The sequence below is a fragment of the Shewanella sp. FJAT-52076 genome (genome assembly GCF_019457455.1).
Classification (GTDB): Bacteria; Pseudomonadota; Gammaproteobacteria; order Enterobacterales; family Shewanellaceae; genus Shewanella; species Shewanella zhangzhouensis.
Genome location: NZ_CP080415.1, coordinates 126,686 through 141,765 on the forward strand (window position 1 = coordinate 126,686; position 15,080 = coordinate 141,765).

At 55.9% G+C, this 15,080-nt stretch carries 12 protein-coding genes; 5 read left to right on the plus strand and 7 right to left on the minus strand.

The features are described 5' to 3' along the window. Positions 1 to 8 precede the first annotated feature (8 nt). Genes mobA through K0H79_RS00585 form a run of 4 tightly spaced genes read right to left on the minus strand, consistent with a single transcriptional unit; the run spans position 9 to position 2,737 of the window. Positions 9 to 599 carry a molybdenum cofactor guanylyltransferase MobA gene (gene mobA, locus K0H79_RS00570; protein WP_220076984.1) on the minus strand — a complete coding sequence of 197 codons (591 nt, stop codon included), beginning with the start codon at positions 597 to 599 and terminating at the stop codon, positions 9 to 11. Next, positions 583 to 1,275 (minus strand): energy-coupling factor ABC transporter ATP-binding protein, encoded by a 693-nt coding sequence (locus K0H79_RS00575; protein WP_220076985.1) that lies wholly within the window; start codon positions 1,273 to 1,275, stop codon positions 583 to 585. The genes mobA and K0H79_RS00575 overlap by 17 nt, the downstream gene beginning before the upstream one ends. Beyond that, complete coding sequence (locus tag K0H79_RS00580; RefSeq protein ID WP_220076986.1) at positions 1,275 to 1,982, minus strand: ABC transporter permease; 708 nt, start codon at positions 1,980 to 1,982, stop codon at positions 1,275 to 1,277. The genes K0H79_RS00575 and K0H79_RS00580 overlap by 1 nt, the downstream gene beginning before the upstream one ends. Continuing rightward, positions 1,979 to 2,737: a substrate-binding domain-containing protein gene (locus K0H79_RS00585; protein ID WP_408733380.1), complete on the minus strand. Its 759-nt coding sequence runs from the start codon at positions 2,735 to 2,737 to the stop codon at positions 1,979 to 1,981. Before K0H79_RS00585 ends, K0H79_RS00580 begins: the two co-directional genes overlap by 4 nt. A gap of 331 nt (positions 2,738 to 3,068) precedes the next feature. On the opposite strand from K0H79_RS00585, the gene K0H79_RS00590 reads away from it, so the two are divergent. Next, positions 3,069 to 4,451: a sigma-54 dependent transcriptional regulator gene (locus K0H79_RS00590; RefSeq protein ID WP_220066299.1), complete on the plus strand. Its 1,383-nt coding sequence runs from the start codon at positions 3,069 to 3,071 to the stop codon at positions 4,449 to 4,451. A 2-nt stretch (positions 4,452 to 4,453) separates the two neighbouring features. After that, on the plus strand, positions 4,454 to 6,580 hold the full coding sequence (locus tag K0H79_RS00595; protein WP_220076988.1) for a HAMP domain-containing sensor histidine kinase: 2,127 nt from the start codon (positions 4,454 to 4,456) through the stop codon (positions 6,578 to 6,580). 878 nt (positions 6,581 to 7,458) lie between these two features. On the opposite strand, the gene K0H79_RS00600 is transcribed toward K0H79_RS00595, so the two are convergent. Both K0H79_RS00600 and K0H79_RS00605 read right to left on the minus strand, forming a co-directional pair. Continuing rightward, entirely contained in the window at positions 7,459 to 7,920 is a 462-nt protein-coding gene (locus K0H79_RS00600; protein ID WP_220076989.1) for a GNAT family N-acetyltransferase, read from the minus strand. Between the two features lie 82 nt (positions 7,921 to 8,002). Beyond that, positions 8,003 to 8,662 (minus strand): 7-cyano-7-deazaguanine/7-aminomethyl-7-deazaguanine transporter, encoded by a 660-nt coding sequence (locus tag K0H79_RS00605; protein ID WP_220076990.1) that lies wholly within the window; start codon positions 8,660 to 8,662, stop codon positions 8,003 to 8,005. Positions 8,663 to 8,937: 275 nt separating this feature from the next. Between K0H79_RS00605 and K0H79_RS00610 the strand changes: the two genes are divergently transcribed. Next, positions 8,938 to 9,669: an ABC transporter substrate-binding protein gene (locus tag K0H79_RS00610; protein ID WP_220076991.1), complete on the plus strand. Its 732-nt coding sequence runs from the start codon at positions 8,938 to 8,940 to the stop codon at positions 9,667 to 9,669. A gap of 59 nt (positions 9,670 to 9,728) precedes the next feature. Here the strand turns inward: K0H79_RS00610 and K0H79_RS00615 are convergent, their stop codons facing one another. Beyond that, the gene (locus K0H79_RS00615) at positions 9,729 to 11,087 is read right to left on the minus strand and encodes an isochorismate synthase MenF (protein ID WP_220066304.1); all 1,359 of its coding nucleotides are present in this window, start codon (positions 11,085 to 11,087) and stop codon (positions 9,729 to 9,731) included. A gap of 352 nt (positions 11,088 to 11,439) precedes the next feature. On the opposite strand from K0H79_RS00615, the gene K0H79_RS00620 reads away from it, so the two are divergent. Both K0H79_RS00620 and K0H79_RS00625 read left to right on the plus strand, forming a co-directional pair. Further along, positions 11,440 to 13,527, plus strand: coding sequence for a TonB-dependent siderophore receptor (locus K0H79_RS00620; RefSeq protein WP_220076992.1), 2,088 nt, complete (start codon positions 11,440 to 11,442; stop codon positions 13,525 to 13,527). Beyond that, positions 13,524 to 15,014 (plus strand): ATP-binding cassette domain-containing protein, encoded by a 1,491-nt coding sequence (locus tag K0H79_RS00625; protein WP_220076993.1) that lies wholly within the window; start codon positions 13,524 to 13,526, stop codon positions 15,012 to 15,014. The genes K0H79_RS00620 and K0H79_RS00625 overlap by 4 nt, the downstream gene beginning before the upstream one ends. Positions 15,015 to 15,080: the final 66 nt, after the last annotated feature.

Consider the following 15,080-nt stretch of genomic DNA (forward strand, 5'->3'; position numbering starts at 1 on the left):
TCAAAAAATCACTGTGTCAGCGCCTTGGATAGTTGTTCTATTTGCTCTGGCGTGTTGACGTTTACGAAGGCATTGGGCTGGTCGGCAAAGGAAACCACCGCCACCTTGTGTTTGGCGTACCAAAAATCAATTTTGCGCTCGCCGGCCGCTAAAAAAGCCTTCATGGAATCGCGCAGTGATGGCTTGAGCAGCATCACCACGGGTTGTTCATACTCGCCATCGCTGGCAACGGCGAGGTCAGCCGCTTCGGCTTCCAATCCTGCCGCCATCCTGGCAACCAAATCTGTGGGCAGGCAAGGGCAGTCACAGGGGACCACCAACAGCAGATCGGCCTGGGTTTTGCCCATGGCAGTTACCATGCCGGCGAGCGGTCCCAAAAAGCCTCTGTCTTCATCACCGAATACGCAGTCAGCAAACTGAGCATACAGGTTTTGATTGCGGTTGGCGTTGATCAGGATCTCCTTAACCTGAGGTTGAATGCGCGTAATGGCATGTTCAATCATGGGTTTGCCAAGGAGCGCTACCAGCCCCTTATCCTGGCCACCCATGCGGCGGGCCTGGCCGCCGGCAAGGATGACGGCATCAATGCGCAAGGACATATTCGTTTTCCTGTGGTTGTGGCGTTTTGATCTCAAGGCGTCCCGTGAGTATGCGGCCGTCCTGGATAAGCCAATGATGTTGGCACAGTGCCGTTAAGCGGCCATGCTGGTGGCTGGCTATCAGCAAGCCGGTGCCGTCTGCCTTGAGCTGTTCTGTCATGTCGAGCACTAACTCTCGGGAGTCCTTATCCATATTGGATACAGGCTCATCGAGCATCAGCAATCTGGGCCTGAGCAACCAGGCCCGTGCAATGGCGAGACGCTGGCGCTCACCACCTGACAAATGGCTTGCCTGGCTGTGTTGTAGGTGCCCAAGCTGCGCCATGTCCAATGCCTTTTCGATACGGGAGTCTTCCAGACATCCCAGTTTAAGGGCAAGGTTCAGGTTTTCCAGCACGCTGCCTTCAAAGAGGTACGGATGCTGATGCAGGTATACGGCGCAGCCGTGGAGTTTGTTCTTTTGCCACAGGCCACGGGATGGAAAACCTTGGGCGGTTACCGTGCCATGGGAAGGGGCCTGCAATCCGGCAAGAATTTTCATCAGGGTGGTTTTGCCGCTGCCGTTGTCACCCATCAGGTAGATGCAATCGCCCTCGGCAAAGGTCAGATTAGCCGACTCAAACAACTGCCGCTGGCCGAAGCGAATACCCAAATCATGGGCAAGGATCCTCGCCATCAGTGACTCCTTACCTGATTCTTACCCCTGAGGTTCCCCAGGGCAAAGTTCATAATAATGGCCAGAAACAGCAGCACCAACCCGAGTGCTATGGCCTGAGCAAAGTCGCCCTTGCTGGTTTCCAGCGCAATGGCGGTGGGAATATTACGGGTAACATACTCGATGTTGCCGCCAACCATCATGGAGCAGCCCACCTCGGTCACTATGCGGGAAAATGCCGCGATAACGGCCAACAGCAGCGGGCCGCGCAGCTCACCACTGACCATGAGAATGGCTCGGGGCAGCGATGCGCCAAGGGTCAGGGCAGTTTCCCATGCGCGTTTGTCGGCGCTGGTAAAGGCCGCCTGGCTCATGGCAATCAGCACGGGGGCGCAGATCAGCATTTGCCCGAGGATCATCCCCTGCTGGGTAAAGAGCCAGCGCAGGTCGCCCAAAGGCCCCATGCGGGTCAGCAGTAAATACACCAGCAAACCAATCACCACTGTGGGTATGGATTGCAGGGTTTGCACCAGATTCAGGACAAAGTGACGGCCGGGGAACTGCTTAAAGGCGAGCACAAAGCCCAGCAGCATTGAGGGGATAAGGGTGATCAGCAGGGCCGCGAGGGAAACGCTGAAAGAGACCCAGATAATCGACCAGAGATCTTTATCGAGGGAAAACAGCAGGCCCAAGGCCTGCTGTATCAGTTCAAACCAACTCTGACTCATTGACGATAAGTGGCCTTGAAGAGCTGCTCTCCCTGAACCTTAAAGTCATTGATCATCTTCTGTCCTTCGGCGCTGATCAGCCAGTCACTCAGGGCCTTGGCACCCTTGTGATTCAGATTGGGATATTTGGCGGAGTTAATCAAGATAACCTGATAAGGGTTGGCCAGGGTGGCGCCGCCTTCAAAGTCGACATCCAGATCCAGCTTGCCCTTGTAGGCGATGTAAGTACCACGGTCAGTCAGGGTGTAGCCCTGCAGTTCGTTGGTCATCAGCAGGGTCTTGCCCATGCCCTGGCCCACAGAGGTATAGCCCTTGAAGTCAGGTTTTACATTGGCGGCTTGCCAAATTTTTAGTTCTTTCTTGTGGGTACCTGAGTCATCGCCACGGGAAATGAAAGGCACGCCGGCAGCGGCGATTTTACCAAAGGCCTCTTCGGCGCTGGCGCTGCCCTTGATTTTGGCAGGGTCATTTTTGGGGCCGAGCACCACAAAATCGTTTTCCATAATGCCGCGAGGCTCGCTGCCGTAGCCTTCTTCAACAAACTTGGCTTCGGCGGCAGGGGCGTGGGTCATCACCAGGTCAACGTCACCCTGACGGCCCAGTGCCAGCGCCTTACCGGTACCAGTCGCGATAACCTGTACCTTGTAGCCGCTTTGGGCTTCAAAGGTGGGCAGCAGTTCTTTGAGCAGGCCTGAGTTTTCTGTGCTGGTGGTGGTGGCCAGCTTAATCACTTCCTCGGCCTGTACCGGCGTCATGCTCAGCAGGGTGGCCGTCAGGGCTGCGCCCAGAATATGTTTGGTGTTGAACATGCTTTCTCCTTGGCTTTAGTTCGTCGCCTTAAAATCGGGCCCGACAGGTATTGCGGGCAATTAGCGCCACACCTAATAAGCAATTTGAGTGCCAAAGAATATATAGCGATTTGCTTCACAATCCTTTCAACAAAGTGTGAAGCAGCTCCCAAGTGCAACAAAAACCTTCAGACAAATTGTCCCAACGCACACTTTAGCTGGTCCATAGTGACCTATCGACCATTTTCCGGTGATAGAATGACCGCATTATGCGTCAAAATGTCCAGAAGAAGACAAGATGAACCAGAACGAAGCCATTGCTAAACCTCTGCCTACTGCCGTGTCTGTGCTGATTGTTGATGATGAGCCGGGCATGCGTTCCTTTTTAAATAAGGCGCTGTCGAAAAAGTTTGCCCTGGTGGAAACCGCCGGCAGCGTGGAAGAAGCAGAGCAGCTCAGAAGTCGCTGTCACTTCGATTTGATCATTGTCGATATTCGATTGCCGGGACGTTCCGGTATTGAATGGCATGAAGCCCTGTCGGATGAAGACAGGCGCTCGGACATTATTTTCATGACGGGTTACGCCGACATGGAAGTGGCCATTCAGGCACTGCGGGCAGGCGCGTCTGACTTTATCATGAAGCCATTCCACCTGGAGCAGATGCTAAAAGCGGTGGACAGGGCCATAGAGCGCAGGCTGCTCAAGCGCGAAAACCTGATGCTGCGCCGCGAAGTGTCTATTGGCTATTCCTCCAGCATCATTGGCAACAGCGCCGCCATGCAGGAAGTGAAAAACATCATTGCCCGGGTGGCCCCCACCAACGCCGTGGTGCTGATTGAAGGCGAGTCGGGCACAGGTAAAGAGCTGGTGGCCAGACAACTGCATCAACTCTCTGGCCGGCAGGGTCCCTTCGTGCCCGTCAACTGCGGTGCCATCGCGCCTGAGCTGCTGGAGAGTGAACTCTTTGGCCATGCGGCGGGCTCCTTTACCGGCGCCAAGGGTGCCCGTGAAGGGCTGTTCAGCTTTGCGTCGGGGGGCACCATCTTCCTCGATGAAATCGGCGAAATGCCGCTGAAGATGCAAACCGCGTTGCTGAGGGTGCTGGAGCAAAAGGCCATCCGTCCCGTGGGCAGTGAAAAAGAGGTCAGTATTGATGTACGTGTGGTGGCGGCCACCAACCGCAAGCTGGCCGATGAAGTCGAGGCCGGACATTTCCGCCGCGATCTCTTCTATCGTTTGAACGTGCTCGAAATTCAAATCCCCCCACTGAGAGACAGGCCCGAAGATGTGGTCGAGTTGACCCATCACTTCACCCGGGTGCTTGGGGCGGAGCTGGGGGTCCGCGAACTGGTGTGGAGCCACGAAGACTTAAGCCGCCTTCAGCAGCACGACTGGCCGGGTAATATCCGTGAGCTGCGTAATATGATTGAGCGCAGCATCCTTTTAGGAAAGCCACCGGCAGAATATTGGAAAACCACCATCAAGGAAGCCGAACCGGGCCAGTTTGGGTTCCCGCTGGAGTGGCCTCTCAAGGATGTGGAAAAACATCATGTACTGGCGGTGGTTGAGTCCCATGGCGGCAATAAGTCGGCTGCGGCCCGTGATTTGGGTGTGTCCCGCAAGACCCTGGACCGAAAATTCAAAGAGTGGTTTGGCACTGACAGTGACGAGGAGGAATAACCATGTCCTTCTTCACCCAATTGTTTGGTGTTAACTGGCGCCAGATGCAGGCCAAGGTGCGCTATCGCATTCTTATTCTTACTCTGCTGCCAATCTTACTGACCCTGGTGAGTTTGGTATTTATCACCATCTACTGGAATATCAGCTACACCGGCCAGCAGCTGTTTATGAAGGTAAAAGCCGACCTCACGGTGGCCAACAACACCCTGGAACAGGTGCAGCGGCGGCAGGAAAAGGAGCTGGAGAACCTGCTGCAGTCCTGGGAATTTCAAAACTTTTTCCGCGCCACCCACCTCGATAAACAGCAGCTTGCGGCGGAATTTAATGCATTTCTGGCCGAGCGCCGCCTTGCCATGGATTTGGATTTTTTACGGCTGATCAATGTAGAACGTGCCGCCGCCGATCCTGACCTGCGCCATCTGCTGACCAAAGTGAAGGGCGGCGAGCCATTTACCGGCCTGATGGTGCTCTCATCAAAACGCCTTGCCCGGCTGGATCCGGCATTGGCCGAGCGAGCCCGGCTGACACTGTTGCCCACTCCCCGTGCCGATGTGCCGGACAGGGAAGCCGAAGACCGGGGGATGCTGAGCCGCAGCCTGATGCCCATAGTGGACAACGAGGGTGAAGTGGCCTGGTATCTGGACGGCGGCACCCTGCTGAATCGGGATACCCGAATTGTCGACCACATCCGCGACCTAGTGTACGACAAGGGCACACTGCCTGAGCGCTCCATCGGCACTGTCACCATCTTTTTGGACAATGTGCGTATCAGCACCAACGTGCCGCTGCACTTCTTCCCCCGGGATGGCGAAGACAAGGGGCGGGCGCTGGGCAGTCTGGTATCCGAAGAGGTCAAACACAAGGTGCTGACACAGGGCCAGACCTGGGTCGACAGGGCGTTTGTGTACAACGACTGGTTTATCTCGGCCTATGCACCGCTCACAGACGTACGCGGCGAGCGTATCGGCATGATATACACAGGCTTTTCGGAAGCGCCCTTTATCCATAACTACCTGCTTAACATCATAGAGCTGGGCACCATACTCATGTTGGTGCTGTTGGTATCCGGCATGCTGGTGTATCGGGGCGCGTATAGCCTGCTGCAGCCAATTGAGCGGATCCATCATGTGGTAAAGGCGGTGCAGTCTGGCCGTAATGTGCGCATCGGTGAATTGGGACTGGAGAAAGACAACGAGCTTGCCAACCTGGCTGAGCAGTTTGACCGTATGCTCGACCTGCTGCAAAGGCGCAATGCCCAAATTCAGTCGGCCGCCGAGCAGCTGGAATTAAAAGTGGAAGAGCGTACCCGCAGCCTGCAGGAAAAAACCGAAGAGCTGCAGCGTAACGTGTCTTTGCTCAACGAAACCCGTGCTCAGCTGGTGACCAACGAAAAGCTCACGGCACTGGGGGAGCTTACTGCGGGTATTGCCCACGAAATCAATAATCCCACGGCAGTGATCCTCGGCAATATGGAACTGCTGCGCTCTGAGCTTGGCGACAAGGCAGGGCAGGTGGAGGAAGAAATCGACCTGGTTATCCAACAGGTGGGCCGCATCAGCACCATTATTCGCAGCCTGCTGCAGTACAGCCGCCCCGGCGAATTTAACGCACCGCTGGAGATGCACCAGATAACCCCCATTATCGAAGAAATGCTGGTATTGGTGCGCCATTCCATCAAGAAGCAAGAGGTGGTACTGCATCAGGAGCTCAATGCCAGTTGTCCGGTACAAATCAACCGGCCACAGCTGTTGCAGGTCTTGATTAACCTGGTGGTTAACGCGGCCCATGCCATGGATGGGAAGGGGCGGATTTGGATCCGCACTTACGACTGGGTGGTGCAGGATGAGCCGGTTGGGGTCAAGATTGAAATCGAAGATGAGGGCTGTGGTATTGCTCCCGAACAACTTGGCCGTATCTTCGACCCCTTTTACACCACGCGTCCGGATGGCACGGGTTTGGGCTTGTCTCTGAGCTACGGCATCATCAAACGGATTGGCGGCACCATAGAAGTGACTTCTACCCTGGGTAAAGGCACCCTGTTTACCATTGGTCTTTACCATGAGGCACGGGAAGAGAGTGGCTTGAATCCCTACGAAGGTTTGATGCTGGGCGCCGGTGGTTTGGCTTAAAACCAATTGGGTAAAAAAAAGCCGGACGCTGGGTCCGGCCACAAAAGTGTGTGAGCAATGTCGTGCATGTTAACTCGGAGGCACCGGCCCACTTGCAGAGCGGTGATGAGTTTGGAACGCATTTAAATAATAATCATTCTCATCTTTAATGCAAGCACTTTTGTGACTTTTTATCTGCTTTGCCTTCTGCGTGGCTCTTTTGTTTGCACACGCTCTTTGGCCAGACTGTCATCTTTACCAGCCATCTTCACGAGCCAACGTTTGGATTCATACGTCCAGGTGTTGGCACTTTTACCGACTCAAAGTGCGTTACTCATTTCCCCTGTCTTCGGTATTTGCATTGGCGAGCGAATCCGCTTGAGCCGACTCAATCGCTCTCAGATCTAAGGTGAATTTGCTCTTGATGTCACCCGAGATGCCGCTATGGCAGGCGCTGCCTGCCACACCAACGGTCAGTTTCATCCGCCTGAGATAGGGGGACGCCACGTGTCAGCAAGAGCACATCGGAGCAGAGTCCGGAATCTGGTTGTTTTCTGCTGCCGCCGAAACTGACCCTGGCAACAGCAACTTCAACTAAAGAGAGGGGAGCGCCGGCAATCTGAAGGGAAAGGCGGGAACTGCATGAAGGCGTTTTTGGCATCGCCCTGGCGCAGATTGCAGCTGTTACAAGCAACTGGACAGATGGGTAAATGCGGCAGATAAAAAAAGAGCCGGGTCCAGGACCCGGCCACTAAATGAGTGTGTGAGCAATGTCGTGCTTTGCAAACTCAGGAACACCATAACCCGAAGCATTCGCTTTAGTTAAGGATGAGTTTTGGAACGCAAGTTAATGATAATCATTATCAATCGCGTTTGCAAGCTCTTTTTTCAGTCTTTACTCACACCAGCGATTTTTGCAGGCTGATTTTATGCTCGGTCAGCGGTAATCCCGCGCCATTGAGTTCAGTGATCTGATAGCGATTTTGCACCAACATCGCCAGCATGGCGCCAAAGCGGTTGAGGGTCTTCACGCTCATTTCACTGTATCCCTGCTCAGTGGCCCAACGCTCCTGCACGTCCAGCATTTGCTGTGCCAGACCCAGCTTGCGGTAGTCAGGCAAGACGCCGCCAAGCCAGCTGTAGAAGGCGCCCGGTGCCTTTTGATAACCCAGTTTGAAACCTGCCAGCTCGCCTTCAACATAGCAAAGCAGCAACAGGGCTGGTGAATCGCCAAGGCGTTCCAATATGGCTTTGGCACTGACTGGGGCATCAAATTCAGGGATCTGTTGCATCAGGTCGGCAGCGGTTTGGGCGTCCGCCAGCGATAGTTCAGTTACGGCCTGTATCTTAATGGAGTACATCTTTTTCTCCCGGGAAAGATGCCGTCGCCCAGCGACGGCTGAACAAAAAAACGCCGTATTATAACAGGTCTGGCCAGTTGGGTCAGCAGGTTTGCTGCCTGGATTCTGTTGCCAGGATCCTGTCCTGCAGAACGCGCAGCAATACACCATAGGCGGGTAAGAAAAGTGCCAGACTTACCAGTAACTTAAAGCCGTAATCGACCATGGCTATCTCAACCCAGTGTTCGGCCATAAAGGTATCAGTGGAGGCATAAAAGGCGACACTGAAGAACACCAGGGTATCCAGCAAATTGCCTATCAGGGTCGATGCGGCTGGGGCCACCCACCAGCGGCGATTTTGGCGCAGGCGGTCAAATACCCTGATATCCATCAGTTGCCCTACGAAATAGGCCGCAAAGGAGGCGAAGGCAATACGGAAGACAAAACTGTTGAATTCCAGCGCGGCCGCGCTGCCTTGCCACTGACCCTGATGAAAGAGTACGCCCATAAAATAGGAGATGAGCAGGGCCGGCATCATGGCGCGAAAAATAATGCCACGGGCGGCTTGCTGGCCAAAAATCCGGACCGTCAGATCGGTTGCCAGATACACAAAGGGAAAACTGAAGGCACCCCAGGTGGTGTGAAAGCCAAACAGCTGAAAAGGAAGTTGAACCAGATAGTTACTGGCGCTGATAACCAGAATGTGAAATCCAGCCAACAGCAAGAGGGCGCGCCTGTACTGCGCGTGAGATAACTGCAACATATTGTGGCCTTTTTATTGGGTTAGGCGGGGTGAGGGAACCCGCAGTGGTACAAGTTGGCGCAACGCTTTCGCATAGTGCCTGTAAAAGGTGCCTGCAGGTGGCCGAGTCTTTACTCAGTCGCCTGCCGGGCTGCGCATTATAAGAATGGTAGTCCGGAACGCAAGGAAAAAGCGCAGAAAATCGCCGCCTGAGTCTGCTTCCACTACACTTAATGCTCTGACAACACTACTGGCGATGCAGGCATGCAGCACGGCAGTGGCGGGGAGACTTGGGCATGGGACTGAAATCTGTCTGGCTTGGCGCAGTAATCTGGGTGCTTAGCATCGCAGCACCGGCGGCGCCGGTGGAAGTACGGGTGGTTACCGCAGCCTGGATGGGTTATGCCAATGCCCAGGGAGAAGGTTACTACTTTGAAATTCTGCGCCGGGCATTTCCCTCCCCTGCGTGGCAACTCAAGATCACTGTCGTGCCCTTCGCCCGCAGTATTCAACTGCTGCAGCACGACAAGGCCGACATAGTGCTCGGCGTGTACCAGGGCGATTTACGCAAGGGGCTCTACAGCGCGGCGGCCGTCGAAATGGATACAGTGGATGTGGCGCTGACGCCCGCCATGGCCCGCGATTGGCAAGGGCTGGAGAGCTTAAACCTGCGTAAGGTACAGGCCTACATAGCCTATGGCTTTGACCGTCTCATTCCTTATCCCATGTACTACGAAGAAAGCAGCAGCCTGCGGGATATGCTGCAGCGGCTCAACGACGGGCGTATCGATGCGGTGCTCGATTACAGGCCGGGTATGGAAAATGCCGCCAGGTTATTGGATAACGAGCCGAATTTTGTGATTGTGGATGATGTCGTCAGTGCGGCTGTGTATTTCGGTTTTGCAGATACCCGCTTTGGTGAATCACTTAAACTCAGATTCGATGAGGCCCATAAAGAGGTGATAGCCTCGGGGTTGCAGCAGCGGCTCTTTGAGGCTACCCAACGCAAACTCGGCCTGATCCCATAGCGGGACAGGCTCCAGGGCACACAGTCACAGCATGCAAGCCTAAAGGTGGGTCGTTAAGGTCAGAGCTCCACCAGAATCGACAGGATGGTGGCGAGCTTGTTGTCCAACTCCTGCCATTCGGCTTCGGGGTCTGACCCTGCCACTATACCGGCACCGGCAAACAGGTTAATTCGTCCCGGCTCAATCAGCGCACTGCGAATGGCCACGGAGAACTCACTCTCATGGCGATTCAGGTAACCACAGGCGCCTGCATACCAACCCCGGTTATATCCTTCCTGTTGGCGAATGAAGCTCAAGGCGCTGGGTCTTGGCAGACCGCCAACGGCTGGGGTGGGGTGCAATGCAAGCAATAGCTGAAAATCATTGATGCCGGGTTTCAGCTCGGCGCGAATGGCACGGTGCAAATGCTGGATATGTGGCAGCTTAAAGATACGTGGCGACTCTTCGGCACCCACATAGTGGCTCAGTGGAGAGAGGTGCTCCACTATGTGTTGGCGCACTAGCTGATTCTCGTGACTGTTTTTACTGTCTTCCTGCAATTGTTTTGCAAGCAGAGCATCTTCTTCCTCGGTATGGCCGCGCAGCGTGGTGCCAGCCAGTGCCTCGGTGAAAAGCTCTTGCCCCCGCCTCAGATACAGCCGCTCGGGTGAGCAGGAAATAAAGGTTCTGTCTTTGGAAAATTGAAACCCAAACTGGAAGCTGCTTGGGCAGCGGCCTTGCCAGCAGGCCAGCACCATCCAGGGATCAACCGGGTCATTGATTTCCAGCTGCGACAGCCGGGAGAGCACCACCTTGGGGGTGTGGCGATTAAATTTATCCGCCGTCACCTGCTCTACCAACTGTTGCCAGCGGGGATATTCGGGATATTCACTGCGCCCCAGCAGATTTACCTTACCGGGTGGTGTCAGGGGCTTGGGACGCTTCAGCGACCTCAGGGCCTGCAGCGCGGCCTGACACTCGGCAAGTCTGTCGTTGCCATCAAAATTCAGGTTAAGCAGCAGTTTGAATTCCTTGCCACTGCGGCGCAGCTCAATACGGGGCAGTACAAAACGGGCCCGGCCAAACTCCGGCCAGCCTTCCACTTCACGGTCAAAGGCTACACCACCGTAATAACGGAAATTCTGGTTATAACTCAACGCGCGCTGACGTTGATAAACCTCTGCCAGCTGCTGATCGGCCACCCTGTCATCAAAGAAGAAATCACAGGTGCAACCTATGGCTGCCACCTCTTCTTCTTTATCACGGCCATGCCAATAGATCCTGGGATACAGCTCCTGAGAAGCCAGCCAGGATATCAAGGGCAAGGCAGGGACTGCCTCTGTCAGCTGCACCAAGGGCTCACTGCCCTGGGTAGTGCTGAGATGTTGAATCTTTGCCTCGAGTGACAGCAAGGCATCGGGCAGGGACATGACTGACAAAAAAGGGTCTCCGGTTGTAATACAACACACTGCTTTTATTGTTGTTACCCAACGTTAAATAGCATGGGTGCCGGTGTCAATCGTCCAGAACCCAAGCTGTGAATGGTGCCAAAAAGCTATATGAGTCTTTGCTGATTTTGTGCGACACATTGCAAATTTGCCGCGCTTTGTGATCTGCCTCCTTTTGACCCAGATTGCAAAAAACAGTCAGACAAAATGTCCAATTGACCCAAGACGTCTTCGGAAATATTGCCAATAGGTCGATCGGGGGCAGATTTTGTCATTCTTTTGCTTGAGCCTGATTCGGCAGCTCTTTGAAATGACGCTATTCCTACGCCAACGAAGAATCAGAATGACAATCAAACCTCCCGTTTTCGCACTTTCGCTTCTGTCAGTTTCCCTGCTCCCCTTGTTGGGACACGCCAGCGAGACCCGCGACCCTCTGCTCAATATTGCCGATGTGATTGTGGTTCGCGGTGAACAGCCCACCGCCGAAGCGCTGGCAACCACCCATTGGCGCATCGATGCCGAGGACATTCGCGACAGTGGCGCGCAAACGCTGGATCAGGTGCTGGCGACTGTGCCCGGCATCCATGTGCGTACCGGTGGTGAAGGTACACCCCGAATCGATATCCGTGGTCTTAAAACCCGCCACGTCACCCTGCTGATTAACGGGGTGCCGGCTGCCAGTGCCGTCGATGGCCAATTCGACCCGAGTGTGATCCCAACCAGCCAGATTGCCGCCGTCGATATTGCCGTGGGCCCGGCCTCCGTGCTCTATGGCCCGGGTGGTGCAGGGGGCGTAATCAACGTGATTACCCGCAGTGGCGACGATGCTCAGGTATCCGGCAAGCTGGAGTTTGCCGGTTCGGATACCCTCAACGCTGACGTGGCATTGGGTGGCGGTGGTGACAACTGGCAGGGCTTTGTCAGTGCGGGTAAGCAAAAGCGCGACAGCTGGCCGCTGTCGGATGATTACCAGGAAGCGCCCAATCAACCCGCAGGTGATCGCCTCAACGCCGACAAGGAAGTGGATAATTTTTACGCCCAGGGCAGCTACTGGCTGTCAGATGCCACGCAGCTCACTGCCAACATTAATCTGCGCGAGGGCGAGTGGGGTAAGCCGGGTCGTGACGGCAGCGGCTCTGGACGCGCCAAGTATGAACGTGTGGATGACTACCAGAATACCAGCAGTCAATTGGGCCTGGCCCATCGCTTTGGCAACGGCATGACGCTCAGGGGCTATGGCTACTACAACCGTACCGAAACCCTGGAGTCAGCCTACACCGACATCAGTTTCAGTGACCTCGACAGCCAGCAGCGCGGCGAGTCCACGGTGCAGGGGCTGAATCTGCAACTGATCACAGAGCTTGGTCGCCACAGCCTCCTTACTCTGGGTGCCGGCGCCGAAGAACAGCGCTGGGACGAATTGGCGACCCAATATTCAACGTCTGATTCAGGCTCCGGCAGCGGCTCCGGCAGTGGTTCAGGCAGTGGCTCAGGCGGTGGTTCGGGCGGTGGCTCCGGTAGTGGCTCCGGTAGTGGCTCCGGCAGCGGCTCCGGCAGCGGCTCCGGCAGCGGCTCCGGTGCGGGTTCAAGCAGCGGCGTACCCACTGAAACGGGCTTTGACGACAGTGCCTGGGTGTACAGTCTCGCAGCCGAGTACCAATATCAGCGGGATACCTGGGGTGCAACCTTTGGCGGTGCCTGGTACCAGCGTGATGGCGATACCTCTGTGGATGAGCCTTCGGCGATGGCCGCGCTGTACTGGCAGGCGCTGTCTCAAACACGCCTGAGCGCCTCGGCGGCACGCAAGGTGCGCTTCCCCTCCATGGAAAATCTGTATTCACTTTCTGCGGGTAACGGCGAGCTGACCGCTGAGACGTCAGAGCATTGGGAGTTGGGGCTGGAACAGGGCTTCTCCCTCGGCAGTTTTGAGGTTTATGGTTACGAAACCCGCGCCGATGAGTACATCGCCAAAGACACTGATGGTATCTACGCCAACCTGGGTGACTATCGTTTCCGTGGTGTGGATGCGCGGCTGTTGATATCGCCATTGCAGGCACTGGATGTATCACTGAGCTACAGCTTCCTCGACAGTGAAGACAAAACGCCGGACAGCACCGAAGCGCTGCAATATCGCCCGCGCCATCAGTACGGCCTGACCCTGGACTATCGCTTCGAAACCGATACCCGGGTGCACCTGTCCTGGCAGAAGGTGATGGATCAGATCTATTTCGAGCGCAGCGGCAAGATCATGGTCGAGCGTGACCTGCCCGACTATGACCTGCTTGACCTCAAGCTGTCGCAGTCGTTTTACGATGATAAGCTGGCGCTCTACATAAGGGCCACCAATCTGCTGGACGAAAATTACGCCGAGAGTGAGTCTCTGCCCCAGGCGGGCCGCCAGTGGTTTATCGGTATGGATTGGCGCTTGTGACACAGCCTCCGCTCGTCAGCCTCGAGGACCTTGGCTTTGGCCATGGTCCAGGGCAGCGCCTGTTTGATGGCCTGTCGCTGCGTATTCACGACGGCGAGTGCCATTGCATCAGCGGGCCAACGGGCAGCGGTAAATCAAGCCTTTTGGCGCTGATTGCCGGTTTGAATGAACGCCCCTTTGTGGGCGTGATGGTGCGTCAGCCGGAAGCCCTGGTCGCGCTGGTGATGCAAGACCCTCAGGTGCAGCTGCTGCGCCGAACCCTGGGCGCCGAAGTGGCCTTTGGGCTTGAAAACCATGGTGTGGCTGCCGACGATATGCCTGCAGCAGTGAAAGCCGCCCTTATCAGAGTGGGGTTGGAGCTGTCGCTGGATACCCCCATAGAAACCCTGTCGCTCGGGCAGAAATACCGGGTCATGTTGGCCTCCCAATTGGTGTTGAACCCCAGAGTCTTGCTGCTGGATGAACCCTGGGCACAGCTGGATGACGAGGGTGTTGGCCAATTGATGGTGACACTGGCCCGCCTCAAAGCCGACGGCCTGGCACTGATCATTGCCGAGCATCACCCGGCGGCCTTTGCCGGATTGCTGGATTTTCATTGGATGCTGGAGCAAGGCCGTTTACAACCGGCTGGCGCCCGTAAGGCGTCCGAAGCGCGGCGGGCAGACCTATTTTGCCGTTGCAACCCAAGCCAGAGTGGGGGGCGCAAATGCCTGACCCTGGCACCCTGTGAGTTGGTACTCCCAACCCAGAATCAGCGCGGCAGAGGCAGTTCTGGCCGTAAAGGGTTTCTGTCTGCCAGGTTTGCACCCGCGCCGCCCGAGGGTCGTCTTTTATTCAGGCTGGATACACCTTTGGTACTCAGAAGCGGTGACATCAGGTTGCTGCTCGGCGACAACGGCAGTGGCAAGAGCACTCTGCTCAAGGCGATTGCCGGTTTGCAGGATGGGGTGAAATTGCCGGTGAAACTCGACGGCCGCATTCCCAACACGGCCTCGGGTGAGGTGGCGCTGATGCTGCAGCGCCCCTGTCGGCAATTGTTTGAACTGACGGTGTTGGAAGAGCTGAGCTTCAGCATCAGGCGTCGTGGGCTGGATGAGGCGCAGGTCGCCTGGGTGCAGGAGTTTCTCGCCATTGAGCACTTGGCGGCGGTCTCACCCCACAAGCTTTCCTGGGGGCAACAGCATCTGGTACTGCTGGCGGCACTGGTGATTACCGAGCCCAGGTTGCTGCTGCTGGACGACCCCTTTGCCGGATTGGATGAACAGAGTCTCATGGCCTGCATCAAGCTGCTTAACTGGTACCTGTCACGTGGCGGCTGCTGCGTGCTGGCGTGCCACAGGGACCTTGCCGGGTTCGACAATGTGGCGCGCTGGCAGCTTGGAAATGGCCGTTTAATTGAAGTTGAGGCCAACGAACAAGCGCCTGTGGCACGGGGGGGAGCGCCAACGAAGCAGTGGGAGCTGGCTGCCGGGGGAATGGCTCGGTGAGGCTGCTATCTCCAACCAGGCGAAGAGCTGGCAGGCCGCTGCTGGTAGATGGGCGCTGTGGACTGG